The organism is Pseudomonas lutea, assembly GCF_000759445.1.
Classification (GTDB): Bacteria; Pseudomonadota; Gammaproteobacteria; order Pseudomonadales; family Pseudomonadaceae; genus Aquipseudomonas; species Aquipseudomonas lutea.
In genome coordinates this window covers 1494172-1519595 of record NZ_JRMB01000002.1, presented here as the reverse complement: position 1 = coordinate 1519595, position 25424 = coordinate 1494172, and the positions used below count along the sequence as shown (strand labels likewise).

Below are 25424 nucleotides of genomic sequence, written 5' to 3'. Positions count from 1 at the left end.
GTTAGCGATTGCTGGACATGAATTGTTTGCAGCGCGCCGAGCGCGGGTCGTTGAAGACCTGCTCCGGCGAGCCTTGTTCTTCTATCAGCCCTTGATGCAGGAAAACCACGTCGCTGGAGACCTGCCGGGCAAAATTCATTTCGTGGGTCACCATCAGCATGGTCCGGCCTTCCTCGGCCAGACCACGAATGACGTTAAGCACTTCTTGCACCATCTCGGGGTCGAGGGCAGAGGTGGGTTCGTCGAACAGAATGACCTTGGGCTGCATGGCCAGCGTGCGTGCAATGGCGGCACGTTGTTGCTGGCCGCCAGACAGCTGCGCCGGGTAAGCATGGCGCTTGTCGGCGATACCGACTTTGGCCAGCAGTGCTTCGGCGACTTCGGTGGCCTCTGCTTTGCTCTGCCCCAGCACGCGTCTTGGCGCCTCGGTGATGTTATCGAGGACGGTCATGTGCGGCCAGAGGTTGAAGTTCTGAAAGACGAAGCCGATGTCGCTGCGCAGCCGGTTGATCTGACGGTTGTCTGCGGCAATCAGTTCACCCTTGCGGGTGGCTTTGAGCTTCAGTTCCTCGCCGGCAATCAGGATCTGCCCCTGGTGCGGGTTTTCCAGCAAGTTGATGCAGCGCAGCAGCGTCGACTTGCCCGAGCCGGAAGAACCCAGAATTGAAATCACGGCGCCATCCTGCGCGCTCAACGAGATGCCTTTAAGCACTTCGAGCTCGCCGTAGCGTTTGTGCAGATCGCGGATTTCCAGGGCAGGCGTGGCCTGGGCCATGTTCGGTCCTCGTAATTCGGTGGGCTCATCGGGCTGATTCAGCGACACCACGGTGCGGTGCCCCGGGCATGGGTAGCCAGCCTTCAGGATGAGCTTGATGGCGCAGGCACAGAGTGCCGTTGCGCAAAAAGGGCGCGATGGTGCCAGCTTTACCCGCCGTGGGGAAGGGTATTTCCGCCACTCAGTCGATGCTTGCCCCGTTTTTGCGCACTTAATTGGTGCTGGCCTGTAGGCAGTGTGTATTTTCGGTGCGCTTGAGCGTCTTCTTCTTGTTGCGCTAGGTAACGCTTCCTACGGGGCCGGCAAATCGCTAGCGCATTCAGGAACTTGCGTAAGACGGTAAGACCGGGCGTATCCGCCTGCGACGTCGTATCTGAAACATTTTGGCGTAATTCTTGCGTAAAAAATAAATAACAGCGCTGTTGTGTTCTTTTTACGAAGGGCTTCAGCACGTACTGATCCGTATAAAAATCCTTCTAAGGTTGGTTCCATGAGCACACCCAACGCTTCAAACCTTGAACAAGGGCTAAAACCGCGGCACATCACCATGCTCTCGATTGCAGGCGTTATCGGCGCCGGTCTTTTCGTTGGCTCGGGCCATGCAATCGCTGAAGCGGGGCCGGCTGTACTGCTGGCCTACGGCGCTGCGGGTACGCTGGTGGTGTTAGTGATGCGCATGCTGGCGGAAATGGCCGTGGCCTCGCCGGACACCGGGTCCTTTTCGACCTACGCCGATCGCGCAATCGGCCATTGGGCGGGTTTCACCATCGGTTGGTTGTACTGGTGGTTCTGGGTGTTGGTGATTCCGCTGGAGGCCAACGCCGCTGCGACCATTCTGCACGCCTGGTTCCCGAACGTAGCCATCTGGGCGTTCACGCTGGTCATTACCTTATTGCTGACGGCCACCAACCTGTTCAGCGTGAAGAATTACGGCGAATTCGAGTTCTGGTTCGCGCTGATCAAGGTGCTGGCGATTATCGGCTTTGTGGTGCTGGGCGTGGCCGCAGTGTTCGGTCTGCTGCCGAACAGCCAGGTCAGCGGCGTCAGCCATCTGTATGACACGCAAGGCTTCCTGCCCAACGGCATGGGCGCGGTGCTCGCAGCGATGCTGACCACCATGTTCTCGTTCATGGGAACCGAGATTGTCACCATTGCGGCGGCGGAATCGAAAAACCCGGGCGAGCAAATCACCAAGGCCACGAATTCGGTGATCTGGCGGATTTGCCTGTTTTACCTGTTGTCGATCTTTCTCGTCGTCGCGCTGGTGCCCTGGAATGACAGCCGACTGGCTGAGGTGGGTTCGTATCAGACTGTGCTCGACCTGATGGGCATTCCGAACGCCAAGCTGATCGTCGACATCGTCGTGCTGGTGGCGGTGACCAGTTGCCTGAACTCGGCGCTCTACACCGCCTCGCGCATGCTCTTCTCCCTCGGCAAGCGCGGCGATGCGCCTGCGGTGTCCCAGCGCACCACCAAAGCCGGCACGCCTTACTGGGCCGTCCTGCTGTCGACCGGCGCCGCCTTCGCTGCGGTGTTCGCCAACTACGTCGCACCTGCTGCGGTGTTCGACTTCCTGCTGGCGAGCTCCGGCGCAATCGCGTTGCTGGTGTATCTGGTCATCGCGGTGTCGCAGCTGCGCATGCGTCGCAAGCGTGAAGCGTCAGGGCAAGCCATCGACTTCCGCATGTGGCTGTTCCCGGGTCTGACCTGGGCGGTGATCGTCTTCATCGTCGCGGTGTTGACCATCATGCTGTTCCAGGAAGGCCATCGTATGGAAATCATCGCCACCGGCCTGCTGAGCATCATGGTGGTTGCGGCGGGCTTGATCGTGTCGAATCGCCGCAAGACGGCGGCCAAGGCAGGGAAGGTCGTGTTGAATTGATGAGTCTTTGAGTCGCTTTGGATGACTGCTGTCGAGAAGCCGCGATCAGGGATGATGGCGGCTTTTTTGTTTCTGCGGTTCAGGCTTGGTGGTGGTGAGCTCATCCGAGACTTTGGCTCTTTCGGTGCTATCCATTTTGAAAGGGACATTTTTTCGCGGGCAAGCGCGCTCCTACAGTTGTCCGGCGATCAGCGCATGTTTTTTAGCACCGACTGCCCGCGCATTTGATGCAGCACAACCGCAGCCAAGTGCAGCGCCACCAACCCGGCCAATACCGCGCACAGGACGCGATGCACTTCATGCAGCTCCAGCAGCGCCACCGGCGAATGGATCAGCTGTGGCATCGGGATCAGCGCCAGGAGCGTGACCGGATGACTCATCATCAGGACGCCTGTGATCAGCACGCCCGCCACCGCCGCGTAAATCGCCGTGTGCGCAGCGCTTGCCAGGCGCGCCTGCAGGTCGTGGGTGACCGGATGGCGGCGCGCGTGGAATGCCAGCCATAACCGCCAGGCAAAGAAGGGGATGAAGAGGCTGGTCAGCTGTGGATTGAATGACTCGACCCACTGCCGAAAAGGATCGTTCTGCTCAAGCAACGCAACGCCGAAGCCGCTGAACGTCGCCCACAGGATGACGGCAGCGGATAGCCAGTGCAGGAAAATGCGGGTCTTGGAGTAACGCCTAGCATCGCCTGAAGCATGTTCAGGCGAAGAGGGAAGATGACGAGTCAAAACGGCGAGCCTTTATTGAGAAGGAGTTGCATTCTCGTGGTGGCGCAAAGCTACCGTTTTGACGGGGGTCATGTAAATCAAAAACGTATCAAGGACGCGCGAAGGCTCCACGGGCGTTCTTTTTTTGCAGGATGACGGATGCTTCGTTGTAGGCGGTCTGAAATGTGTCACTGCCAAGCCACTCGACGGCAGTGTCTTCGTCTTCCTCATGGAAGAGCCCGCGGTAGGTGATCAGCAGGCCCATCATGAAATCGGTCGCCGGCTCCTCGTCTTGTTCGGAGATCACCAGCTCCAGCACCGGGTATTGCAGGAACACCACGCACATCGCCAACAGGCTCACCGATTCCGCCTGCTTCATGGCTTGGAACAAGTCATCGAAATCCGCCGGGTCGAAACCGTTTTCTTCGATGTCTTTGAAATCGAACGTACTCAGGTCGATTTCGACGTCATCGAAAGGCTCGTTGACGAACGCGTGGTTGAGCACTGGGTGAATGACGCTCGGCCGGGCCTTGCCGGAACGGTTCCGCTTGGCCTTGGCCTTTGCCCGCTGGGCGCGTTTTTGCTGTTTGTCGGGGGAGGCCATGACGGCGGTTCCTTGTTCGGTGCAGCCATTCGCATGGCCCAGATCATCGGGCGCGTATTGTATTCAGTCTTGCGCCGGTTCGTCGTGCTCGTTGCGGTCGATTCCCAGCATCTGCATCGTGGACTCCATCTCGATCTCGCCAAGAACGGCGCGGAAGGCTTCATAGAAATCGTCGTCGTCGATGCACGCCCTGACAGTCGCCTCATCCAGTCCGTGGGCCCACATCATGTAGGCGCCAAGCGTGTTCACCAGGACGTCGAGGTAATGATCGAAATCGATGTTGTAGAAGGCGTGGGCGGCTATCGGACCTCTGGCGAAGGCATCAAGTAGATCGAGAAACCCTTGCTGCTCGGCACGCTTGAGCACTTCGTAATGGGCGAGGCGTTGCTCCTCGGACGGCTCCGGCGCAGGGACCAGGTAAACCTCCGTCAACAGCATTTCGTCCTCGGTGAACGGCATCCCGGAATCGCCTCTTATCAGCGACGCCATCGCCTCGCGCTCTTCCTCATTCAAGGCCTCAAGGATGTCGGGCTCGACGTAACTGTGGAGCAGGGTTTCGTCATCGTCGAACACGTCAGGCATGAAGTAATCCGGGACGATCGGATTGACCGTTTGCGGATGCTGGCGGGCGACACGCTGCGCTTTGGCTTTGGTCTTGGCGCGCTTGGCTCGTTTCTGCTGCTTGGTGACAGATGCCATGACGGGCTCCTTGATAGGGTCAAGTCGGCAATGTTAATAAATCGCGCCCAATAAAAAACCCCTGAATCTTTCGATGCAGGGGTTTTTCGGTATTTGTGGTGCCCAGAGACGGAATCGAACCGCCGACACGGGGATTTTCAATCCCCTGCTCTACCGACTGAGCTATCTGGGCAACGGGGCGCATTAAACGTGTTTTTCTGAAGGTCGTCAAGCGTGGCGTTGAAAAAAATCTGAATTATTTCCTCCGCTTACGACGAACACTGTCTGCGAAGGATTATTCAGACGGCGGAACGTAGCCGTCAGCCTTGGCGTATTCCTCGCCGGACAGGTATTTGTCCATCTCGACCTGCAGGAATTTGCGATCTTCAGCGTTCATCATGTTCAGACGGCGCTCATTGATGAGCAGGGTCTGGTGTTTCTGCCAGTCAGCCCAGGCCTTTTGCGAGACGTGGTTGTAGATGTCTTCACCTTTGGCGCCCGGATAGGGTGGACGGTCCAGGCCGGGCAATTCTTCTTTGTATTTGCGGCACATCACGGTGCGGGTCATGCGGACTCTCCTGCATTCAGTACGTCGGCTGCGTTTTTCAGCAGTTTCTTCACCGGGGCGGCAAGGCCCAGGCGCGGCGGGGTGGCGAGGTTATACCAGAGCCAGTCATCCTCGGCCACGTGATGGGCCGACTCCCGCACCCGGACCAGCCAGGGTTCGATGGTCAGCTGAAAGTGGCTGAACGTGTGCACCAAGCCCGGCAAGGCTTGATGTTCGCCCATCGCGAGTGCGTGTTGGTTGGCCAGGTGCTGCATGTCGTTGAAGTCGTCCAACTCCGGCAAGCTCCATAGCCCGCCCCATAGCCCGGTTGAAGGGCGGCGATAAAGCAGAATCGCGCCTTCCTGATTGGCGAAGATAGGCATCAAGGTGCGTTTTTGCGGCACGACCTTGCGCGGTTTGGGGATGGGGTAGCGGGTTTCCTGGCCCAGCATGTGCGCTTCACAGCCTCGCTCCAGCGGGCAGAGCAGGCAGCTGGGTCTGCTGCGAGTGCAGAGTGTGGCGCCCAGGTCCATCATCGCCTGGGTGTAATGGTTGACCCGGCTGTGTGGCGTGTAACGCTCTGCCGTGGCCCACATCTGCTTCGCCACCTTGGGCTCGCCAGGATAGCCTTCCTGGGCGGTGAAGCGGGCGAGCACGCGCTTGACGTTGCCGTCGAGGATCGGCGCGCGCAGGCCCATGCTGATGCTGGCAATGGCACCTGCTGTCGAGAGGCCAATCCCGGGCAGCTCGACGAGCTTATCCACGTCCCGGGGAAACTCACCGCCGTGTTCGGCCACCACGATTTTCGCGGCTTTCTGCAAATTGCGCGCGCGGGTGTAATAGCCAAGCCCCGTCCACAGGTGCAGCACTTCGTCTTCCGGCGCTTCGGCCAACGCTTGGACGGTCGGAAGGGCTTCCATGAATTTGTCGAAATAGCCCAGGACGGTGCTGACCTGGGTTTGCTGCAGCATGATTTCCGAGACCCACACGCGGTAAGGAGTGATGTCGTGTTGCCAGGGAAGATCGTGGCGGCCGTGACGGTCGTACCAGTCGAGAACGGCGGAGGAGAACTGCTCGGGTTGCATCAAGGGTTCCGGTGGTCGAATAGAGTGGGGTTGCACCCATGTCTGGATTAACGCTAGTCCGCGAGTGTGTTGGGTCAGCCACCATGATGGTTTATGACCCAACGCCTTCGCGGGCAAGCGCGCTCCTACAGTTCTTTCAGCAGCGCCTGCTGAGTGAAGTTAACGCTTGAACAGTCCCTTGATTGCGTCCTTGAGCTCGGGACTGACCTTGTCCCCCAGTTTTTCATCGATCTTGTCGCCAATACGGTCGCCTGCGAGTTTGGCGGCGACCTTGCCCAGGCCGTCGTTGTCCAGCCGGCAGGCCTTGGCGCCCAGTTCCAGCGGGCCACGGCATAGAACCGGCCATTCAATCCCGACAAACCGAGGATTCACTTCACAGGCCGGGTCCGGCATGTCGCTTTTGTCGCCCTCGATGATCACACCGATCCGGTAGTTCATGCCCATCACACGCAGGTCGATGTCCCCGTCGCCATTGACGCTCAGGCCGGGGGTGCGGACTTTCAAGTCAGGGTTGCTGGCCACGCCGTTACGGAACACCAGATTGCCGTTGAGCTGCTGGAAAGGCGTGTCTTTGCCGCGCGGCTCGCCACTCAGGGTTTTGCGATTGAGCGTCGAGATCCCGCGGCACAACTGCTGTTCGAGGTTGGCGTTGACCAGCACGCCGTCGTTCAGCGCAAAGCTGGCGGTACCGTTGAGGTTTTCGACCAGCGCCTTCTCACTGTTGCCTTTGGCGGTCACGTCGCTGGTGAGGTTGAGCAGGCCGCGCAGTGGCGGCGTGGTGCCCTGACTCTGGATGAAGTGCTCCACGGGGACCTTCGCGATACGGGTCTGAACGCTCGCCAACGGCACTTCGGGGCGGGCGTCATAATTGCCTTTGACTTCGAAATTGCCGTTGTACAGATCGCCGCGCAGACTGCTGAGCGTGACCACCCCGTCTAGCGCAGAGGTTTTCAGCGCCGCGTTTTGAATGGGCAGTTTCTCCAGCGTCAGCTTGCCAAAACTGAGGTCAGCGTCAACATCGAGTTTGCGCAGGCGCTCCACTGGCAACAGCTTCGCATCGCTCCAGGCGCCTTGCGTGGGCTGATTGGGCAGCGGCGAGGTACCTGACGCAACCATGGCTTCGGCTTCGGCGCCTTGAACTTCGGATTTGCGAGCAGCGCCAGCGCTTTTCGCCTGTTCGCCCTCGGGCGCCCGATAGCGGTCGGCGTCGAACGTGTCGGCCTTGAGCTGGACGCGCAAGGACTGTTTGGCGAAGTCTTCCACAGCGACGCGGCCGGTGATGGTGCTGTCGTCGAGCTTCATCGTCAGGTTGTCCAGCGACACGCTGTTGGGCGTCGCGGCAATACGGGTGACCAGCTCCAGTTTGTTCAGGCTGCCGTCACCCAGTGCCGGCGCGGGCTGACCGATGTTGTCGAGGAAATCACGCAGGTTGAATTGCGCGATTGACAGGCCGCCCGTCAGCTGCGGGGTCTTGTCCAGATCGCGCACATGCAGCTCGCCGATGGCGCGCAACTGATTGGCCGAAAGTTTCAGATTGGTCCATTCGGCGACGTTGGCGGACATGTCTGCCAGCAACTGGCCCTGGGCCGAGAACGTCAATGTCTTGCCCTGCAGCGGATCGCCCGCCGCTTCGCCGGAGAAGCGCATGTCATCAAGTTGATAGCGCTTGAGCACGCGGTCGAAACGCAGCTTGCCGGTCAGCTCGGTTTTGGTTCGGACGACCGGCTGGTTGGTGCTCAAGAAAGCCGTCAGCTTCAACGGGATATCGGTCGCGTTGTGGATCGGGCCAGTGCTCAGCTGGATGCTCTCGGCGGTCAATTGCCGGGCCTTGGGAATGTCGTTGTAATCGATGCGCGCGTTGTTCACGGTCAGGCTGTCGATGTCCAGCTTGAGCGGCTGCCATGGTTTGTCAGGCTTGGTCGAAGCGGGATCCGCCTGAGCGTCAGCCGGGGCGGGCGTGGCGGGCGGCTGGGCAGGGTTGGCCGCAGTCGCAGGGACCTTGCCGATGTCTTCCCAATTGCCGTGGCCGTTTTCGTCGCGCGTCAGGGTCAGATTCAAGCCCTCGACCCGCACATCGCTCATCTGCACTTCCTTGCGCAGCAGCGGCAGAACGCGGACAGAAAGCCCCAACATCTGCAAATCGGCGAAAGGTTTGGTCGGCTCGCTCAAGGTGGCGACGCTGGCGTCATGCAGCTCCAGGCCCAGCCACGGAAACAGGCTCCAGCCGATGTCGCCGTTAAGCGTCAGCTCGACATGGGCGCGGTCGCGAACCAGTTTTCGAATCTCGTCTTTGTAATCGTTGGGATCAAACAGATGGGTCAAGGCAAAGCCAAGAGCCACGATGATCAGCAACAGCCCGAGAAGGGTGAGTCCCAGGATTTTGCCGAACGCTTTCATGGGCGAGTCCTTGTGTCGAGTCGTTCAAAATTTAGCCCGCGAGTATAGCGTTCTCACGCAGGCACTGGGTTTTGGATCGTCAATGGCGCTGGAGAGGCGACTGCCTGCCCCCTGCGCGGTGACAGACGGCGCAAAAAAGGTAGTAGCAGAATGCTTTCTTTTGACCCGCAAATGGTAATCTCGCGCCGTTCGCCAGCCTTGCTGCGTCGAATTGTCACGTAAAGAGACTGCCTGCCGATAACCCACCGAGGCCTGCGTGCTTAACAGAGTGGGGGCGGAGCAACGTCGCCGTTCTTGCGGGATACAACTAAAAATTGGGGGCAACATTAGATGACTACGAGCACTGCTCTGGGCGGTACTTCCGCTCAGCCTGCGTTCTTGTCCAAAGAGCGCATCATCGCCAAGCGCGGGTTCAACCGCTGGCTGGTTCCACCGGCTGCATTGGCTATTCACCTGTGTATCGGCATGGCCTACGGCTTCTCGGTGTTCTGGCTGCCACTGTCCAAGGCCATCGGCATCAAGACCGCTGTCGCTTGCGCACCGGACATGGGCTTTTTCGAGCAAGTCTTTTCGTCCAGCTGCGACTGGCCGATCTCCATGCTCGGCTGGATCTACACCCTGTTCTTCATTTTCCTGGGTTGCTCCGCAGCCATCTGGGGCGGCTGGCTTGAACACGCAGGCCCACGCAAGGCGGGTGTCGTATCGGCCCTGTGCTGGTGTGGCGGTCTGCTGATCTCGGCGCTGGGTGTGTATACCCACCAGATATGGCTGATGTGGATCGGCTCGGGCGTGATCGGCGGTATCGGTCTGGGCCTGGGTTATATCTCGCCGGTGTCGACGCTGATCAAGTGGTTTCCGGACAAGCGCGGTATGGCCACGGGCATGGCGATCATGGGTTTCGGCGGCGGCGCAATGGTTGGCGCTCCACTGGCAACCGCACTGATGAGCCATTTCGCTACGCCTGACAGCGTTGGCGTGTGGCAAAGCTTCGCGGTGATGGCGGTGATTTACTTCATCTTCATGATCGGCGGTGCTCTGTCGTACCGCGTTCCGCCTACCGGCTGGAAGCCTGAAGGCTGGACCGCTCCGGCAAAGAAAGCCAACAGCGCGATGATCACCAACCGCCACGTACACGTCAGCGTTGCGTGGAAAACCCCGCAATTCCGTCTGGTCTGGCTGGTGCTGTGCCTGAACGTTTCGGCGGGTATCGGCATCCTCGGCATGGCTTCGCCACTGCTGCAGGAAGTATTCGGCGGCAAGCTGCTGGGCACCGATCAGCCGTTCGGGCAGCTGGATGCTTCGCAACTGGCCGCCATCGCAGCCATCGCGGCAGGCTTCACCGGTCTGCTGAGCCTGTTCAACATCGGCGGTCGCTTCTTCTGGGCGTCATTCTCGGACTACATCGGCCGTAAAGCCACGTACTTTGTGTTCTTCGCGCTGGGCTTCCTGCTCTACGCGTCGGTGCCGACCCTGGGTCATCTGGGCAGCGTAGCGCTGTTCGTAGCGGCATTCTGCGTGGTGCTGTCGATGTACGGCGGCGGTTTTGCAACCGTTCCGGCTTACCTGGCCGACCTGTTCGGTACGCAAATGGTGGGCGCGATCCACGGTCGTCTACTGACCGCGTGGGCAGCTGCCGGTGTGCTGGGTCCAGTGCTGGTCAACTACCTGCGCGAGTACCAGTTGAGCCACGGCGTTGCGCGGGCGGATGCCTATGACATCACCCTGTACATCCTTGCGGGTCTGCTGGTGCTGGGCTTTATCTGCAACCTGCTGGTGCGTCCGGTGGCCGACAAGTACTTCATGACCGACGAGCAACTGAAGGCTGAACAAGCCATCGGTCACGATGCTGGCGCTGACCACAGCACTTCGCTGGAATGGAAAGCCGACCCAAGCACCAAGCCGCTGGCCGTTCTGGCCTGGTTGGCGGTGGGCATTCCGTTGGCGTGGGGCGTGTGGATCACTCTGCAGAAGACTGCCGTACTGTTTCACTAAGAGCCTGTCCGTGCTGGCCTGAGTCCTTCAGGCCAGCGCGCACCGTAGGCGCCGGCTTGCTGGCGAAGCTTGATGTATCAGGCACATCATTTGCGCTGAAGCACCATATTCGCCAGCAAGCCGGCTCCTGCAGCCCATATGTACAGACATGTACATCCTCGTCAGTGCCATTTCCCCCTGTCTGTCATTCCTCGCTTCATGTTTCTGTTTCCCCGCCACCCGCCTATAATGGCCGCCTTTTCGCCCAATGATTTTGCGGAGCTGGTGATGGCCGAACGTATGGTGTTCGTCGAGCGCGACACTCTGGAAACCCAGATCAAAGCCTCGATCAACCTGGATGGCACCGGAAAGGCCCGATTTGATATCGGCGTTCCTTTTCTTGAACACATGCTCGACCAGATTGCCCGTCACGGGCTGATCGATCTGGATATCGAATGCAAAGGCGACCTGCACATCGACGATCACCACACTGTGGAAGATGTCGGCATCACGCTGGGTCAGGCATTTAGCAAAGCCATCGGCGACAAAAAAGGCATCCGTCGCTACGGTCACGCCTATGTCCCGCTGGATGAAGCGCTTTCGCGCGTGGTCATCGACTTCTCCGGTCGTCCCGGCCTGCAGATGCACGTCCCTTACACCCGTGCCACCGTCGGCGGCTTTGATGTGGACCTGTTCCAGGAGTTCTTCCAGGGCTTCGTCAACCACGCCAATGTCACGCTGCACATCGACAACCTGCGCGGGCACAACACCCACCACCAGATCGAAACCGTCTTCAAGGCCTTTGGCCGCGCGTTGCGCATGGCGGTAGAGCTCGACGACCGCATGGCCGGCCAGATGCCTTCCACCAAGGGCGTGCTCTAATGCAGACCGTTGCCGTTATCGACTATGGCATGGGCAACCTGCACTCGGTGGCCAAGGCGCTGGAGCACGTCGGCGCCGGCCGTGTACTGATTACCAGCGACGCCGAGGTCATTCGCGAAGCTGACCGTGTCGTTTTTCCCGGTGTCGGCGCGATTCGCGATTGCATGGCTGAAATCCGTCGTCTGGGCTTCGATGCGCTGGTGCGCGAAGTCAGTCAGGACCGTCCATTTCTCGGCATCTGCGTGGGCATGCAGGCGCTGATGGATCACAGCGAGGAAAGCGCCGGAGTTGACTGCATTGGTGTGTTCCCGGGCCAGGTTCGCTTCTTCGGCAAGGATCTGCACGAAGACGGTCAGCATCTGAAAGTCCCGCACATGGGCTGGAATGAAGTGGCGCAGGCAGTGGATCACCCGCTGTGGGCCAACATCCCGGACATGGCGCGGTTCTATTTCGTGCACAGCTACTACATCGACTCGCCAAACCCTCAGCAGGTCGCCGGTCGAGGTCATTACGGTCATGACTTCGCCGCTGCGCTGGCGGACGGCTCGCGCTTTGCCGTGCAATTCCACCCGGAGAAGAGCCACACCCATGGCCTGCAGTTGCTGCAGAACTTCGCCGTGTGGGACGGCAGCCGGTAATGAGCAAGAAAACCAAACCGCCGATTCTGACCCTCACTCCCGAGCAGGAGAGTGAGGCGTGTCACACGATAAAGCGGTTCATGGAAGACCGTTTCGAGCTGGACCTGGGTTCGTTCGAAGCGGCTGAAATTCTGGAGTTGTTCACCCGCGAGATCGCGCCGCATTACTACAACCGCGCGATCTTCGATGTGCAGACGCACCTTAAAGAGCGTTTCGAAAGCATCGAGAGCGACCTGTGGGCGTTGGAGAAGAGCAGCTGAAAGCCGCAAGCCGCAAGCCTCAAGAAAGGGCGTGCCTGCCGCGGTCTTGAGGTCGCATACATCACAGCAGAATCAAGGCAGCATCAGGCTGCGAGAATTAGTGGAGATGCCTCTTGCAGCTCATGGCTTGCAGCTTGCAGCTCCTTTGACGAAGGAAAAACCATGCTTATTATTCCCGCGATCGACCTTAAAGACGGCGCATGCGTGCGTCTGCGCCAAGGCCGGATGGAAGATTCCACAGTGTTCTCCGATGATCCGGTGAGCATGGCTGCCAAATGGGTAGAGGGCGGCTGCCGTCGCTTGCATCTGGTCGACCTCAATGGTGCGTTTGAAGGCCAGCCGGTCAATGGTGAAGTCGTGACGGCGATTGCCCGTCGCTACCCAAACCTGCCAATCCAGATCGGTGGCGGCATTCGCTCGCTGGAAACCATCGAGCACTACGTCAAAGCCGGCGTGAGTTACGTCATCATCGGCACCAAGGCGGTCAAGGAGCCCGAATTCGTCGCAGAAGCCTGCCGCGCATTTCCCGGCAAAGTGATCGTCGGCCTGGATGCCAAAGATGGCTTCGTCGCCACCGACGGTTGGGCTGAGGTCAGCACCGTGCAGGTGATTGATCTGGCTAAACGCTTCGAAGCCGACGGCGTCTCGGCGATCGTTTATACCGACATCGCCAAAGACGGCATGATGCAGGGCTGCAACGTCCCGTTCACCGCCGCGCTCGCTGCCGCCACACGCATTCCGGTGATCGCCTCCGGCGGTATTCATAACCTGGGCGACATCAAGGCGCTGCTCGACGCCAAAGCGCCCGGCATCATCGGCGCCATTACCGGCCGCGCCATTTACGAAGGCACGCTGGATGTCGCTGAGGCACAGGCGTTTTGTGACAGCTACGCAGGCAGCTCCAAGCAGTAAGCTGCAGGCTGCAAGTCAGAAGCTGACCTCGATCCGCTTCTACTTGCAGCTTAAAGCTTGAAGCTTGCAACCTAAGGACTAACCATGGCCCTCGCCAAACGCATCATCCCTTGCCTTGACGTCGACAACGGCCGCGTAGTCAAAGGCGTGAAGTTCGAGAACATCCGCGACGCCGGCGATCCGGTGGAAATTGCCCGTCGCTATGACGAGCAGGGCGCCGACGAGATTACCTTTCTGGACATCACGGCCAGTGTCGACGGCCGAGACACTACCCTGCATACCGTTGAGCGCATGGCCAGTCAGGTGTTCATTCCGCTGACTGTCGGTGGCGGCGTGCGCACGGTGCAGGACATCCGCAATCTGCTCAATGCCGGCGCCGATAAGGTGTCGATCAACACCGCTGCCGTGTTCAATCCCGAGTTTGTCGGCGAAGCCGCTGCGCGATTCGGCTCCCAGTGCATCGTCGTGGCCATTGATGCCAAGAAGGTTTCGCTGCCCGGTGAAGAGCCGCGCTGGGAGATATTCACTCACGGCGGTCGCAAGCCGACAGGGCTGGACGCCGTCATGTGGGCCAAAAAGATGGAAGACCTGGGCGCTGGCGAAATTCTGCTGACCAGCATGGATCAGGACGGCATGAAGAACGGCTTCGATCTGGGCGTCACCCGCGCCATCAGCGATGCACTCGGCATTCCGGTGATCGCGTCGGGCGGCGTCGGCAACCTTGAGCACCTGGCCGCCGGCGTGCTGCAGGGACATGCCAGCGCTGTGCTGGCGGCGAGCATTTTCCATTTTGGCGAATACACCGTGCCCGAAGCCAAGGCCTACATGGCCAAGCAGGGGATTGTGGTTCGCTGACCGGCCATGACGACCGCGAACTAGACTTTGCCGCGGGTTAGCGGCACTCTCTTGCGGTCGTCAGGATCGGGTGCCAGGGATATGTTCAAAGGTGTTTTTCTTGCGCTGATCAGCGCCGTGACGCTGCTCTCGGGCGCGGCCCGTGCCGACGATTCACCGGCTTATTCGATGGTCCTGCTGACCGAAAACTTCCCCCCGTACAACATGGCCGCCGACGGCAAGAACTTCGCCCAGGAAGCCAACATCAAGGGCATCGCCGCGGAGGTGGTGCGCGAGACCTTCAAGCGCGCCGGTGTTGGCTACAGCATGACCCTGCGTTTCCCGTGGGAGCGCATCTACAAACTGGCGCTGGAAAATCCCGGTTACGGCGTCTTCGTGACCGCGCGATTGCCCGAGCGCGAAAAACGCTTCAAATGGGTCGGCCCGATCGGTCCGGACGACTGGGTTTTGCTGGCGCGTGCTGACAGCCCTATTGAGCTAAGTTCACTGGAGGCCGCCCGACCTTATCGAATTGGTGCCTACAAAGGCGATGCCATCGCCGTGGAACTGGCGCGTCAGGGCATGAAGCCTGTCACGGTGCTCAGCGACAAGGACAACGCCAGGAAGCTTGTCGATGGTCAGCTCGATCTCTGGGCCACGGGCGACCCGGCAGGGCGTTATCTGGCCCGGCAGGAAGGCATCACCGGATTGAAAACCGTGCTGCGCTTCAACAGCGCCGAGCTGTTCCTGGCGCTGAACAAAGACACCCCCGACGCCGTAGTCGCCCGACTGCAGGGCGCGCTGGATCAACTGCGCAAGGAGGGCGTCGTCGATTCCATTTTTGCCGAGTTTCTATAGGCGCAATTCATGGGTTGATCGCCATCTTCAACGGCTCGCTCAGCAGCTTGGCGCCCGACGCGCTCAGATGGTTGTCGTCCAGGTAGTAAAAGCGCTTGTCTTTGCCGATCTCGCAGCTGGCCGCGTTGCAAAAGTACTGTTTGGTCCTGATCACCCGAAGCGCCCCGCCGTTGGCCTCATCGGCCAGCATGGACATCTCGCTCTCGTCCCAGGCGTCGATGGCGGTGCGCGGAACGCTGTCTCCCAGTGCGCTGACAACCGCCTTCACATGCCCGAACATCTGGATGTCGGGCACCTGCTCAAGAATGAACAGCGTGCTTTGCGGCGCGGTGCGGCCAAAGAACTCCACCGTGGCATCCACGCCTCTGGCAACAACCTGTTGAGGCGTCAGCCCGGTCTCGCCAGTCTCCAGTTGCAGTAAATGATGTTTTTTCTGCAGCACGTTCTTTTTCTGCCAGCCATGCATGTACAGCGTCCAGCGCCCCACTAGGATGATCTTCTCCGGCTGCAGGCTGGCGATCTGCTGGGCGTAGTGCGCCAGCTGTCCCGGCTTGTCGCAGTTGGAGCTGTTGCCGATGCCGTCGTAGCGCTCTAGCCCGACCAGCGGCGGGCAACCGGGAATCGAAACAAACATGTACGTCATGGCCGGGTCCTCGCTGAAGGCGTCGACCAGCGGCAGTACGTGGGAGTCACCGAACAGGACCACCAGTCTGCTCCCGGTGCCGATCTTCTTGCAGGCCAGCTCCGAGCCTCTCGCGTCATAGCCTTCGCAGTCCTGCACCTGAACGGCCATGGGGTCAGCCACCGGCTTGTAGACCGCGTTGAGTGTCCCGCCGATGCCCAGCAACAGCACGATGCTCGCCACGGCCCAGCGGAAAACGCCTTTTTGTGAAATACGGTTTTTATAGCGGAAGGGCGCCTCAATGTATTTCCAGCTGAACCAGGCGAGCAGGAACACCACGACAATCAACATCGGAAAAACGATCTGATCATGATTCGAGAGCTGCAACGGCGACAGGCGATACAGGGCAAAGAGCGGCTGATGCCACAGGTACGCGCTGTAGGACAGCAGGCCGATCCAGACCATCGGCTTGAGCGATAACACTTTGCCCGTCACACAATGCGGCGAAGCGAACAGGATGATCAGGCACGTACCGAGCACCGGGACAACCGTGTACAGGCTCGGAAAGGGAGTGGTCTCATCAAAACCGAACACCGAATACAGCACCAGTCCCGCGCCGGTAATTGCCAAGGCGGCTTTGACCAGGCTAAACCCGTCGGGGGCTGCTGGCGTGCCGGGCTGACGAAACAGCACCATCGCCGTGAGTGAACCGGCCAACAGCTCCCAGGCCCGGGTTGGCAACAGGTAGAAATTCACGGCGGGATGGTACGTCGCCCCCCATTCGGCCAAAGCGAGCGAAACACAGGTAATGACCAGAATGAACAGCGTCAGGCCGGGTTTTTTCAGCTTCCACGCCAGCAGTAAGAACAGCGGGAAGAAGATGTAGTACTGCTCCTCCACCGCCAGGCTCCACGTGTGGAGCAGCGGTTGTTCGCCAGCGGCAGGGTCGAAGTAGTCGGTATTGCGCCAGAAGAAAAGGTTGGAGGCAAAGACCGCCACCGACATGATGCTGCGCCCCAGGTTCTGGATATCGCTGTCGAGCATCCACAGCAGCGCAAACGGCAGCGTGGCGATGATCACGAAAAACAGCGCGGGCAGGATGCGACGGGCGCGCCGCTCGTAGAACTTCAAAATCGAGAAGTGACCCTGGGCTATCTCCGCCGCCAGGATCGAGGTGATCAGGTATCCCGAAATGACAAAGAAGATATCGACACCGACGAAGCCACCCGAGAAAAACATGAACCCGGCGTGAAAAAGGATCACCGGGAGCACGGCTACCGTACGCAGCCCGTCTATCTCGGGCCGATAGGCGAGCACGCGTGGGCTTGGAGCAGTGGTTGAATTCATGAGCGCCTTGATTCCGTAAAGGTGTGGGTCGCTGAGGCACTCCCACTGCATTCGGGCGCTGCATCCGTTCGAGTCTCACCATAGAGGACGGGCGCGCGCAGTCCAATGAATGCCTTGCATCGGCGCGCTGAAACAGGATGGTTATGGAGGTGCCAGAATTACGGCGCGGCGCCAGGCATTGATTGAAGGCGATGAATCGAGTCCATCCGTGGAGTCTTCAGTGACCGGACTGCCGCCTTCGCGGGCAAGCGCGCGCCTACACCGGCCGTCTGCGATTCATGACCCGTACGCCGAGGCGCCCAATCGTCGCCTTAACCCGGCGCAATCAATACGATCCCCCTTGCGCAATCAATCCTTGCGCCCGGCGCGATCTTTGGATTCACCTGTAGGAGCGCGCTTGCCCGCGAAAAATTCTGGCAGCGCCGCAGCAATTCAGGATGTACTCCGCTCCGCTCCGCTCCGCTCGGCCCGTCACAGGCTCAACGATAAACGCCATTCTTGCCATGGCCCGCCATGGCCTCATTACCCCGAATGCTGATCATGTGGCGCAGTTCGATCCACTCGACGCCCTGGGCTTTGAGCTTGGGAAGCTCGCGCTCAAGCACGTCCATCGTCACGGGGTAGGGGTGGCCGATCATCACGGCCGAACCCTGCTTGTGGGCCAGCTTGATCGCCGTCTGCAGCTGACCCGAGATGGCTTCGGCAGTGCGCTCATCATCCAGAAAGACGTCTCGGGACACACTTGCCAGCCCGATCTTCTGGGCTTCGGCTGCCGCGACAGTTTTCGCGCTGGTACGGCTGTCGACCAGAAACAGATGACGGCGTTGCAACTCGCCCACCAGCCAGCCCATTGCCACCGGCTCGGCCGTCATGCGGCTGCCCATGTGGTTATTGATGCCAGCGGCGTAGGGGACTTTCAGCAGCGCTGCGTTCAGACGGGATTCGAGCTCGGGCAGTGGCAGTTCCGGGTGCCAGGCATAGGGTCCGGTGGCCGGGTCCATCGGCATGTGCAGCATCACGGTTTTACCGGCCTTGTGCGCCTGACGGGCAAAGTCCGTTGCGTGAGGCGTGTCGGGCATGATCGCCAGCGTCACGGGGCCGGGCAGGGCCAGCGCGCGGTTGTCTCGATCAGGGCTTTGCCCGAGGTCGTCGATGATCAGGCTCAGGTAAGCGACCTTCGGCGCCTTGCCACCCGTCACTGAGGATTCCACCGGGGCGGCGTGCGCAGCCCCGGTGGTGACGACTAGAGCCCAGATGAGCCCGGTCAACCAGACGCGCATATCAATTGCCGCGCGTGACACTCAATCCCTTGAGCAAGCTGAGGGCCTGGTTCATCTGGTAGTCATCGTCCTGCGGACGCGCCTTGCCAGCCTTGGCCTTGGTGGTCGGTTTGTCCGCACCGCCGTTGCCATTGCCCAGGTGGCCGAGCAGATCAGCCTCTTTGTAATTGTCGCCATCGGCTTCAGCCGTCAGCTTGGCGCGTTTGACTTCGATGTCCGGGTTGATGCCCTGAGCCTGAATCGAGCGACCGTTTGGCGTGTAGTACAACGCCGTGGTGATCTTCAAGGCGCGGTCGTTGGCCAGTGGCAGAACCGTCTGCACAGAGCCTTTGCCGAACGTATCAGTCCCCATCAAAATGCCGCGCTTCTGATCTTGCAGCGCGCCGGCGACGATTTCCGAAGCCGAGGCACTGCCGCCGTTGATCAGCACCACCAGCGGTACGCCTTCGCTGGCGTCTGCCGGATCTGCCGAGAAGCGCAGCTCGGAGTTGGCGATGCGGCCTTTGGTGTAGACGATCAGGCCCTTGGTGAGGAAGTGGTCAGCCACTTCGACCGCCGCCTGCAACACACCGCCCGGGTTGTTGCGCAAGTCCAGGATCAGGCCGCTCATCTTCTTGCCGTTGTCTTTGCGCAGCTTGGCCAGGGCCTTGCCGACTTCTTCGCCAGTCTTGACCTGGAATTGAGTGATGCGGATGTAACCGTAACCGGGCTCCAGCATCTGCGCTTTCACGCTTTTGACCTGAATGGTCGCGCGCGCAAGCGTCACGTCGAACGGGTTGCCGCCGTCACGCACCAGCGTAAGGGTGATTTTCTCGCCGATCTTGCCGCGCATCTTGTCCACGGCTTCCTGCATCGTCTGGCCCTGAGTTGGCGTGCCGTTGATCTTGACGATCAGGTCACCGGCCTCGATGCCTGCCTTGGAGGCAGGGGTGTCGTCGATAGGCGAAACGACTTTGACGAAACCGTCCTCGACTCCGACCTCGATGCCCAGCCCGCCAAACTCGCCGCTGGTGCTCTCCTGCAATTCCTGGAAGTCTTCCGGGCCCAGATAAGCGGAGTGCGGGTCGAGGTTGCTGAGCATGCCCTTGATGGCGTTTTCCAGCAGGGTCTTGTCGTCCACAGGTTCAACGTACGCGGCTTTGATCCGGTCCATGACCTCGGCGAAGGTGCGCAGCTCGTCGAGCGGCAGCGGCGCCTTGACGTTCGCGGCGCTGGCAGGCGAGGAAGCGGTTGGCGCGGGAGCAGGGGCGGCACCGGCAGCTTGGGCCAGAGGCGCGCCGATAATCACGGCGATAGTCAGGGCCAGCGAGGTGAGGCGGGACGAAAACAGCATGTCTTACGAACTCCTGAGTGAGGTGTCGACTTATCCTTGAGTGCGACACCATTGGGCCGGATCACTGGGGCGACCCTGCTGACGAATAGCGAAATACAACGCCGGAGTGTCCTGACCACCACCACTGTTACCGACAGTGGAGATCGCATCTCCGGCTTTTACGACGTCACCGGCCTCTTTCAGCAGGCTTTGGTTGTGACCGTACAGACTCAAATAACCATTGCCGTGGTCGAGAATGACCAGAAGCCCGGCGCCGCGCAACCAGTCGGCGAAGACCACCCGACCGCCGTGCACCGCTCGCACCTGGCTGCCTGCAGCAGCACTGATCATCACGCCATCCCACTTGGTTCTTTCGTCGTCGCCACGGCTTTCGCCAAATCGCGCCAACAATCGACCATCGACAGGCCATGGAAGTTTTCCCCTGGCCTGCTCAAAGGGTCCGCCGTACGACTGACCGGTGCTGGAAACCATGGTGCCGGGCGCCTTGGCGGGACGGCGCGGCGCGTCAGCGCTGTCGTCCTTTGCATCGTCTTTAGCGCGGTTTTTTGCCAGCGCTTCCTGCTCGCGCTGGCGTTTTTCGGCTTCCTGCTGAGCCAGCAGCGCCTTTTGACGCGCTTCTTCGGCTTCGCGCGCCTGTCGGGCGAGGGTTTCTTCAATGGTTTTGAGGACTTTGGTCAGGTCAGCCTGATCCTGCTGTCGCGATTGCAGTTTCTGGTCGCGGGCCTTGTAGTCCTGGTTCAGCTTGGCCAGCGCCACTTGACGTTCCTGGCGAACGGTGTCGAGTTGGGCCTTCTGATCATCCAGCGAGCTCTTCTGTACCAGCAGTTGCGCCTGTTGCAGGTCGATGTCTTTTTCCACGCCTGCCAGCTGGCGCAGGGTTTCATTGAAGTTGCGCAACTGCTCCAGGCGGGCCTGGCTCAGGTAGTCGTAATAGGTGAGGGTGCGAGCGAATTTTTCGGGGTTCTGCTGATTGAGCAACAGCTTGAGGTATTCCTGGCGGCCGCTCTGATAGGCGGCGCGAGCCTGAATTGCGATCAGCCTTTGCTGTTCAACGCGCGCGCTCTGGAGTTTTTTTTTCTCCTGATCGAGCCGTTGCAGCTCGCTTTCACTCTTTTTTAGTTCCTTTTGCAGGGCCTCCACCTGCTTTTCCAGCTTGCCCATTTGCGTTTCAGTGGAACGCAGGTCTTTCTGGACGCCGGATTTTTCTTCCTGCAACTGGCTCAGCGCTTTTTTGAGTTCGGTGATGTCCTGACGCGTGGCATCGAGCTGTTTCTGCGTTTGTGCGCGATCATCGTCGGCGAACGCCGGATTGAGCAGACAAATCAAAGCGAGGGTGATCAGGGCGCGAAGCATGAGGTTGGGCGATACCAGGAGTGAAGACCGGCCTAGTATGCCCGGCGATGGCTGCAAAAAAAACGCTCGGACGACGTGGCCGTCAGACATTTCATACAAAACCGGCCCGCCAGCGACTGGCGGGCCGGTTCAAGGGCTTACTCGGCGACCAGAATCGGCGTGCCGGTCATCTCGTTGGGGATGTCCATGCCGAGCAGCATGAGCATCGTCGGCGCGACATCCGCCAGCACGCCGCCTTCACGCACCTTGAACGCACGCTTGCCCACGTAGACGAACGGTACCGGTTCGGTGGTATGCGCGGTGTGCGGCTGGTGAGTCTGCTCGTTGGTCATTTGCTCGACGTTACCGTGGTCGGCAGTGATCAGCGCTTCGCCGCCGACTTTTTCCAGCGCCTGAGTGATGCGACCGACGCACACGTCCAGGCATTCCACCGCCTTGACGGCGGCTTCCATGATCCCGCTATGGCCCACCATGTCGCCGTTGGCGTAGTTCACGACGATCACGTCGTAGCGCTGGTTCTCAATGGCATCGACGATTCTGTCGGTGACTTCCGGTGCGCTCATTTCGGGCTGCAGGTCGTAAGTCGCCACTTTTGGGGAAGGGATCAGGATGCGTTCTTCGCCGGGGAACGGCTCTTCACGGCCACCCGAGAAGAAAAACGTCACGTGGGCGTATTTCTCGGTCTCGGCAATGCGCAGTTGGGTTTTGCCGTTATTCGCCAGGTACTCGCCCAGCACGTTGTGCAGGCCGCCTTTTTCGAAGGCCGCCGGGGCGTCGATGTTGGCTGCGTACTTGGTCAGCGTGACGAAGCCGGCCAGTCGGGCCTGACGACGACGCGCGAAGTCGGCGAAATCGTCTTCGACGAACACGCGGGTCAGTTCGCGGGCACGGTCGGAGCGGAAGTTCATGAACACGACCGCATCGCCGTCCTCTACAGTCACCGGCGCGCCGATGCTGGTGGCCTTGACGAATTCGTCGTTTTCACCACGCTCGTAAGCCGCGTCCAGCGCAGCTTTGGCGGTGTCTGCGTGGAATTCCGAAGTGCCGTCCACAATCAGGTTGTAGGCGGACTCAACTCGGTCCCAGCGATTGTCGCGGTCCATGGCGAAGTAGCGGCCAATGACCGAAGCCGTGCGGCCTTTGCCAAGGCGCGCGTACGTCGCTTCCATGGTGGCCAGGTACTGATGAGCGCTGCGTGGTGGCGTGTCACGGCCATCGAGGAAGGCGTGCAGGTAAATCTTGTCGGCGCCGCGTTTTGCCGCCAGTTCGACCATCGCTACCAGGTGGTCGTCATGGCTGTGGACGCCGCCGTCTGACAGCAAGCCGAGGATATGCACGGCTTTGCCCATGCTTACTGCCTGATCCACTGCTTTACAGATGTTGGGGTTTTCGAAGAACTCGCCGTCGCGGATGGCTTTGGTGACCCGCGTGAAGTCCTGATACACCACGCGCCCGGCGCCTAGGTTCATGTGGCCGACTTCAGAATTGCCCATCTGCCCGTCCGGCAGACCGACATCCATGCCCGACCCGGAGATCAGGCCGTTCGGCATCGTCTGGTACAAGCGATCGAAGACCGGCATCTTCGCGGCGTAGACGGCATTGCCGTGGTGGCTGTCGCTGTGACCGAAGCCGTCCAGGATGATCAGAACCAAAGGTTTAGGCGTGGTAGTCATGAATCCCACTCTTGGCTAATAGGTGAAGTAGAAAAAAGATCGACAGTTTAGGGACAAGTTCAAATCAGCCACAAGCTAAACGGCGTCACTGCCGTACGGGCTTTGGCCCACCTTGGGGGCTGTGTATACTGGCCGACATTTTAACGCCCTGGAACCTGATGATGGTTGCTCACCTGATTGAATTTGCCACGAACCACTATTTGCTGACGGGTGCTTTCGTCATCTTGCTGGGCCTGCTGATCGCAACGGAGCTTAGCAAAGGCGGCCGCAGCCTGAGCACTGGCGAACTGACTGCTCTGGTCAACCGCGATGAAGCCGTTGTCATCGATGTGCGCGCCAAGAAGGAATTCACCTCAGGCCACATCGTGGGCTCCGTGAATTTCCCTCAGGACAAAATCCTGACCCGCACTGCGGAGCTGGAAAAATTCAAGCCCAAGACCCTGATCATCGTCGATGCCGCTGGCCAGCACGCCGGCCATACCGCCCGGGAGCTGCTGAAGTCGGGCTTCAACGCCGCCAAGCTGTCCGGCGGTATTTCGTCGTGGCGCGGCGACAACCTGCCTCTGGTGAAGTGAAATGACCGACGTCGTCGTCTATTCCAGCGATTATTGCCCCTACTGCTCCCGCGCCAAGTCGCTGCTGGGAAGCAAGGGTGTCGGCTTTCAAGAGATCAAAGTCGACGGCAAGCCACAGTTGCGCGCTGAAATGACCAAAAAATCCGGGCGTACCTCGGTGCCGCAGATCTGGATCGGCTCGGTCCACGTCGGCGGTTGCGATGATCTGTTTGCCCTGGAGCGCGCCGGCAAGCTCGATAAGCTGCTGAGCGCCTGAATTCGAACCGGCCTGTGAACAACGCTCGTCGTCGCACAGGCCGGAAGCCTACAAGACCTCAAAGTAAGGATCTGAGATGACTGATCAACCGAATAGCGGCGCCACTTCCAACGAAGAAGAAGCACCGCAGTTTTCCCTGCAGCGCATCTACGTTCGCGACCTGTCCTTTGAAGCGCCGAAAAGCCCGGCTATCTTCCGTCAGGAATGGACCCCAAGCGTCAGCCTTGATCTGAACACCCGCCAGAAGCAGCTTGAAAATGACTTCTACGAAGTCGTGCTGACCCTGTCGGTTGAAGTGAAGAACGGCGAAGAAATCGCCTTCATCGCCGAAGTCCAGCAAGCGGGTATCTTCCTGATCAAGGGCCTGGATGCCGGCTCCATGAGCCACACCCTGGGCGCGTTCTGCCCGAACATCCTTTTCCCGTACGCTCGCGAAACCATCGACAGCCTGGTTGTCCGCGGTTCGTTCCCTGCGCTGATGCTGGCCCCGGTGAACTTCGACGCCCTTTACGCGCAAGAGCTGCAACGCATGCAGGAAGCCGGCGAAACGCCAACGCCTACCGTTCAGTAAGCGTTGTCGCTGCACATAAAAAAAGCGCCTGTGATGGGCGCTTTTTTGTGGGCAACGTATGCCTTTCGGCGTGTAGCGGCTACTTAAAGCCCAACTGCCGCCAACCTTCATACACGGCAACGGCGACAGTGTTTGACAGGTTCAGACTGCGGCAGCCTTCGCGCATGGGCAGTCGCAGGCGCTGGTCGCTCGACAGCGGGTCCAGCACCTCCGGCGGCAAGCCCCGGCTTTCCGGCCCGAAGAGGAAGGCATCGCCCTCCTCGAATTGCGCGTCGTGGAAAACCCGCGAGCCCTTTGTGGTAAAAGCAAACAGGCGAGGGTGGCCGATGCTTTCAAGGCAGCTGGGCAGGTCGGCGTGACGATGCAGCGTGGCGTATTCGTGGTAATCAAGGCCGGCCCGACGCAGGCGCTTGTCATCCAGCTCGAAGCCCAGCGGCTCGATCAAATGCAGGCTGCAGCCGCTGTTGGCGCAGAGCCTGATGATGTTGCCGGTGTTCGGCGGAATTTCTGGTTGAAAAAGGATCACGTGAAACATGCACGGCTCCGAACGAAAGGACGGGATGCATTCTACCCCTGAAGAAGACCCGAGACCGAAGCTGTGGCCCAAGTTTCTGGGATCGGTGGCGATCGTTGGTGTGATGGTCGGGCTGATGATCGGCCGGGTGACGACGCCGGACCCGATCCAGCTGCAAACCATTGAAGCGCTGCCTGGCGGTGTTGCCGTCTGGTTCAACCGCGAGCCGCAACTGCACGGCGAACACATCGACGGCGCGGTGGCGTTGCTGTTCAACGCCCAGGGTCAGCCCCAGAAAGGCGAACTGAAGCTCAACGGCAAAGATGTGCGCTGGAGGGTGCAACGGAGTGATAAGGGATTGCTGCTGAACCTGCTGGCGGCCCGTCCGTTGCACGGCGACTGGCGCGGTGCGACCCAGGGCGGGCGCTGGAGACTGGAGGTCAGTCTCCGGGAGGAATAAAAGAGGGGAATCCCCGGCCTGCCTGTACCAAGGTCCCCAAAACTGGTGATGCTTAACCTATTGCAGCGTGCGTGCCAGTTTTGGGAAAACGCTGTAGGAAATTTCTACAAGCCTCTGCGAACCTCCTGCAAGCCGCATTTTCAGGCTTTTGTTACTTCGGAGCATCGTAGGGCTCCAGCTCCGGTCTTTGGAGTCGGCGTTCACATCCGGTTGTTCCTTGCTCGTTTTTGCACGCTATTCGCGCATTTTCGAACGTGCCCTAACCAAAGTGATGCACGTTCGATCAGGGCGGCGATTATTGCGGGCTAAAGCCGCAGCCCGCGCCCGTTGCTGATGCTGATGCTGATGCTGATGCTGATCCCAAATCCCAAATCCCAAATCCTAAATCCCGATCCAGCCGCTGATGT

Annotated in this window: 25 protein-coding genes and 1 tRNA gene; 12 read left to right on the top strand and 14 right to left on the bottom strand. The window is 59.9% G+C overall.

Translation table 11 applies throughout. From position 1 onward, the window contains the following. Position 1: 1 nt before the first annotated feature. The gene (locus LT42_RS18885) at positions 2-775 is read right to left on the bottom strand and encodes an ABC transporter ATP-binding protein (RefSeq protein ID WP_037016313.1); all 774 of its coding nucleotides are present in this window, start codon (positions 773-775) and stop codon (positions 2-4) included. A 490-nt stretch (positions 776-1265) separates the two neighbouring features. Here LT42_RS18885 and gabP point away from each other — a divergent pair, with 490 nt between their 5' ends. After that, positions 1266-2657: a GABA permease gene (gene gabP, locus LT42_RS18880; protein ID WP_037016311.1), complete on the top strand. Its 1392-nt coding sequence runs from the start codon at positions 1266-1268 to the stop codon at positions 2655-2657. Positions 2658-2845: 188 nt separating this feature from the next. Here gabP and LT42_RS18875 read toward each other — a convergent pair whose 3' ends face one another. The 7 genes from LT42_RS18875 to LT42_RS18845 form a co-directional block, all read right to left on the bottom strand. Then, complete coding sequence (locus LT42_RS18875) at positions 2846-3388, bottom strand: cytochrome b (protein ID WP_081955419.1); 543 nt, start codon at positions 3386-3388, stop codon at positions 2846-2848. 88 nt (positions 3389-3476) lie between these two features. Further along, on the bottom strand, positions 3477-3971 hold the full coding sequence (locus LT42_RS18870) for a hypothetical protein (protein WP_037016309.1): 495 nt from the start codon (positions 3969-3971) through the stop codon (positions 3477-3479). 63 nt (positions 3972-4034) lie between these two features. Beyond that, the gene (locus LT42_RS18865; RefSeq protein WP_037016307.1) at positions 4035-4670 is read right to left on the bottom strand and encodes a hypothetical protein; all 636 of its coding nucleotides are present in this window, start codon (positions 4668-4670) and stop codon (positions 4035-4037) included. Positions 4671-4766: 96 nt separating this feature from the next. Further along, positions 4767-4842, bottom strand: a tRNA-Phe gene (locus LT42_RS18860). 102 nt (positions 4843-4944) lie between these two features. Continuing rightward, positions 4945-5217: an oxidative damage protection protein gene (locus LT42_RS18855; protein ID WP_037016305.1), complete on the bottom strand. Its 273-nt coding sequence runs from the start codon at positions 5215-5217 to the stop codon at positions 4945-4947. Continuing rightward, positions 5214-6281, bottom strand: coding sequence for an A/G-specific adenine glycosylase (gene mutY / locus LT42_RS18850; RefSeq protein WP_037016303.1), 1068 nt, complete (start codon positions 6279-6281; stop codon positions 5214-5216). The genes LT42_RS18855 and mutY overlap by 4 nt, the downstream gene beginning before the upstream one ends. A 159-nt stretch (positions 6282-6440) precedes the next feature. Next, a complete protein-coding gene (locus LT42_RS18845) occupies positions 6441-8678 on the bottom strand; it encodes an AsmA family protein (protein ID WP_037016300.1) in 2238 nt (745 codons plus the stop codon). Between the two features lie 330 nt (positions 8679-9008). On the opposite strand from LT42_RS18845, the gene LT42_RS18840 reads away from it, so the two are divergent. The 7 genes from LT42_RS18840 (at position 9009) to LT42_RS18810 (ending at position 15033) form a co-directional block, all read left to right on the top strand. Then, a complete protein-coding gene (locus tag LT42_RS18840) occupies positions 9009-10670 on the top strand; it encodes an OFA family MFS transporter (RefSeq protein ID WP_037016298.1) in 1662 nt (553 codons plus the stop codon). 267 nt (positions 10671-10937) lie between these two features. After that, entirely contained in the window at positions 10938-11531 is a 594-nt protein-coding gene (gene hisB / locus LT42_RS18835) for an imidazoleglycerol-phosphate dehydratase HisB (RefSeq protein ID WP_037017551.1), read from the top strand. Then, the gene (gene hisH / locus LT42_RS18830; RefSeq protein ID WP_037016297.1) at positions 11531-12169 is read left to right on the top strand and encodes an imidazole glycerol phosphate synthase subunit HisH; all 639 of its coding nucleotides are present in this window, start codon (positions 11531-11533) and stop codon (positions 12167-12169) included. The genes hisB and hisH overlap by 1 nt, the downstream gene beginning before the upstream one ends. Further along, on the top strand, positions 12169-12429 hold the full coding sequence (locus tag LT42_RS18825) for a DUF2164 domain-containing protein (protein ID WP_037016295.1): 261 nt from the start codon (positions 12169-12171) through the stop codon (positions 12427-12429). The genes hisH and LT42_RS18825 overlap by 1 nt, the downstream gene beginning before the upstream one ends. A 162-nt stretch (positions 12430-12591) precedes the next feature. Further along, the gene (gene hisA / locus LT42_RS18820; RefSeq protein ID WP_037016292.1) at positions 12592-13341 is read left to right on the top strand and encodes a 1-(5-phosphoribosyl)-5-[(5-phosphoribosylamino)methylideneamino]imidazole-4-carboxamide isomerase; all 750 of its coding nucleotides are present in this window, start codon (positions 12592-12594) and stop codon (positions 13339-13341) included. An 84-nt stretch (positions 13342-13425) separates the two neighbouring features. Then, on the top strand, positions 13426-14196 hold the full coding sequence (gene hisF / locus LT42_RS18815; RefSeq protein ID WP_037016289.1) for an imidazole glycerol phosphate synthase subunit HisF: 771 nt from the start codon (positions 13426-13428) through the stop codon (positions 14194-14196). Positions 14197-14277: 81 nt separating this feature from the next. Continuing rightward, on the top strand, positions 14278-15033 hold the full coding sequence (locus LT42_RS18810) for a substrate-binding periplasmic protein (RefSeq protein WP_037016285.1): 756 nt from the start codon (positions 14278-14280) through the stop codon (positions 15031-15033). Positions 15034-15040: 7 nt separating this feature from the next. Here the strand turns inward: LT42_RS18810 and LT42_RS24995 are convergent, their stop codons facing one another. From LT42_RS24995 to gpmI, 5 genes are all read right to left on the bottom strand, one after another. Continuing rightward, positions 15041-17002 carry an acyltransferase family protein gene (locus tag LT42_RS24995; RefSeq protein ID WP_081955434.1) on the bottom strand — a complete coding sequence of 654 codons (1962 nt, stop codon included), beginning with the start codon at positions 17000-17002 and terminating at the stop codon, positions 15041-15043. 479 nt (positions 17003-17481) lie between these two features. After that, on the bottom strand, positions 17482-18282 hold the full coding sequence (locus LT42_RS18800; RefSeq protein WP_037016282.1) for a divergent polysaccharide deacetylase family protein: 801 nt from the start codon (positions 18280-18282) through the stop codon (positions 17482-17484). A 1-nt stretch (position 18283) separates the two neighbouring features. Next, positions 18284-19615, bottom strand: a complete 1332-nt coding sequence (locus LT42_RS18795; RefSeq protein ID WP_037016279.1) for a S41 family peptidase — start codon at positions 19613-19615, stop codon at positions 18284-18286. Positions 19616-19645: 30 nt separating this feature from the next. Then, positions 19646-20968 carry a murein hydrolase activator EnvC family protein gene (locus LT42_RS18790; protein WP_037016276.1) on the bottom strand — a complete coding sequence of 441 codons (1323 nt, stop codon included), beginning with the start codon at positions 20966-20968 and terminating at the stop codon, positions 19646-19648. Positions 20969-21105: 137 nt separating this feature from the next. Further along, positions 21106-22641: a 2,3-bisphosphoglycerate-independent phosphoglycerate mutase gene (gene gpmI / locus LT42_RS18785; protein WP_037016273.1), complete on the bottom strand. Its 1536-nt coding sequence runs from the start codon at positions 22639-22641 to the stop codon at positions 21106-21108. Positions 22642-22802: 161 nt separating this feature from the next. Here gpmI and LT42_RS18780 point away from each other — a divergent pair, with 161 nt between their 5' ends. The 3 genes from LT42_RS18780 (at position 22803) to secB (ending at position 24043) form a co-directional block, all read left to right on the top strand. After that, positions 22803-23216: a rhodanese-like domain-containing protein gene (locus LT42_RS18780; protein ID WP_037016270.1), complete on the top strand. Its 414-nt coding sequence runs from the start codon at positions 22803-22805 to the stop codon at positions 23214-23216. A 1-nt stretch (position 23217) separates the two neighbouring features. Beyond that, positions 23218-23472, top strand: a complete 255-nt coding sequence (gene grxC, locus LT42_RS18775) for a glutaredoxin 3 (RefSeq protein ID WP_037016266.1) — start codon at positions 23218-23220, stop codon at positions 23470-23472. Between the two features lie 76 nt (positions 23473-23548). Then, a complete protein-coding gene (gene secB / locus LT42_RS18770) occupies positions 23549-24043 on the top strand; it encodes a protein-export chaperone SecB (RefSeq protein WP_037016263.1) in 495 nt (164 codons plus the stop codon). Between the two features lie 79 nt (positions 24044-24122). Here the strand turns inward: secB and LT42_RS18765 are convergent, their stop codons facing one another. Beyond that, a complete protein-coding gene (locus LT42_RS18765; protein WP_037016260.1) occupies positions 24123-24578 on the bottom strand; it encodes a tRNA (cytidine(34)-2'-O)-methyltransferase in 456 nt (151 codons plus the stop codon). On the opposite strand from LT42_RS18765, the gene LT42_RS18760 reads away from it, so the two are divergent. Further along, a complete protein-coding gene (locus LT42_RS18760; protein ID WP_037016257.1) occupies positions 24577-25017 on the top strand; it encodes a hypothetical protein in 441 nt (146 codons plus the stop codon). The two genes, LT42_RS18765 and LT42_RS18760, sit on opposite strands and share 2 nt — an antisense overlap. Positions 25018-25424 lie beyond the last annotated feature (407 nt).

Excerpts from the sequence above, each read along its gene's own strand:
- LT42_RS18885 (WP_037016313.1), bottom strand. The coding sequence starts at position 775 with ATGGCCCAGGCCACGCCTGCCCTGGAAATCCGCGATCTGCACAAACGC.
- gabP (WP_037016311.1), top strand. The coding sequence starts at position 1,266 with ATGAGCACACCCAACGCTTCAAACCTTGAACAAGGGCTAAAACCGCGG.
- LT42_RS18870 (WP_037016309.1), bottom strand. The coding sequence starts at position 3,971 with ATGGCCTCCCCCGACAAACAGCAAAAACGCGCCCAGCGGGCAAAGGCC.
- LT42_RS18865 (WP_037016307.1), bottom strand. The coding sequence starts at position 4,670 with ATGGCATCTGTCACCAAGCAGCAGAAACGAGCCAAGCGCGCCAAGACC.
- LT42_RS18855 (WP_037016305.1), bottom strand. The coding sequence starts at position 5,217 with ATGACCCGCACCGTGATGTGCCGCAAATACAAAGAAGAATTGCCCGGC.
- mutY (WP_037016303.1), bottom strand. The coding sequence starts at position 6,281 with ATGCAACCCGAGCAGTTCTCCTCCGCCGTTCTCGACTGGTACGACCGT.
- LT42_RS18845 (WP_037016300.1), bottom strand. The coding sequence starts at position 8,678 with ATGAAAGCGTTCGGCAAAATCCTGGGACTCACCCTTCTCGGGCTGTTG.
- LT42_RS18840 (WP_037016298.1), top strand. The coding sequence starts at position 9,009 with ATGACTACGAGCACTGCTCTGGGCGGTACTTCCGCTCAGCCTGCGTTC.
- hisB (WP_037017551.1), top strand. The coding sequence starts at position 10,938 with ATGGCCGAACGTATGGTGTTCGTCGAGCGCGACACTCTGGAAACCCAG.
- hisH (WP_037016297.1), top strand. The coding sequence starts at position 11,531 with ATGCAGACCGTTGCCGTTATCGACTATGGCATGGGCAACCTGCACTCG.
- LT42_RS18825 (WP_037016295.1), top strand. The coding sequence starts at position 12,169 with ATGAGCAAGAAAACCAAACCGCCGATTCTGACCCTCACTCCCGAGCAG.
- hisA (WP_037016292.1), top strand. The coding sequence starts at position 12,592 with ATGCTTATTATTCCCGCGATCGACCTTAAAGACGGCGCATGCGTGCGT.
- hisF (WP_037016289.1), top strand. The coding sequence starts at position 13,426 with ATGGCCCTCGCCAAACGCATCATCCCTTGCCTTGACGTCGACAACGGC.
- LT42_RS18810 (WP_037016285.1), top strand. The coding sequence starts at position 14,278 with ATGTTCAAAGGTGTTTTTCTTGCGCTGATCAGCGCCGTGACGCTGCTC.
- LT42_RS24995 (WP_081955434.1), bottom strand. The coding sequence starts at position 17,002 with ATGAATTCAACCACTGCTCCAAGCCCACGCGTGCTCGCCTATCGGCCC.
- LT42_RS18800 (WP_037016282.1), bottom strand. The coding sequence starts at position 18,282 with ATGCGCGTCTGGTTGACCGGGCTCATCTGGGCTCTAGTCGTCACCACC.
- LT42_RS18795 (WP_037016279.1), bottom strand. The coding sequence starts at position 19,615 with ATGCTGTTTTCGTCCCGCCTCACCTCGCTGGCCCTGACTATCGCCGTG.
- LT42_RS18790 (WP_037016276.1), bottom strand. The coding sequence starts at position 20,968 with ATGCTTCGCGCCCTGATCACCCTCGCTTTGATTTGTCTGCTCAATCCG.
- gpmI (WP_037016273.1), bottom strand. The coding sequence starts at position 22,641 with ATGACTACCACGCCTAAACCTTTGGTTCTGATCATCCTGGACGGCTTC.
- LT42_RS18780 (WP_037016270.1), top strand. The coding sequence starts at position 22,803 with ATGGTTGCTCACCTGATTGAATTTGCCACGAACCACTATTTGCTGACG.
- grxC (WP_037016266.1), top strand. The coding sequence starts at position 23,218 with ATGACCGACGTCGTCGTCTATTCCAGCGATTATTGCCCCTACTGCTCC.
- secB (WP_037016263.1), top strand. The coding sequence starts at position 23,549 with ATGACTGATCAACCGAATAGCGGCGCCACTTCCAACGAAGAAGAAGCA.
- LT42_RS18760 (WP_037016257.1), top strand. The coding sequence starts at position 24,577 with ATGCACGGCTCCGAACGAAAGGACGGGATGCATTCTACCCCTGAAGAA.
- LT42_RS18765 (WP_037016260.1), bottom strand. The coding sequence starts at position 24,578 with ATGTTTCACGTGATCCTTTTTCAACCAGAAATTCCGCCGAACACCGGC.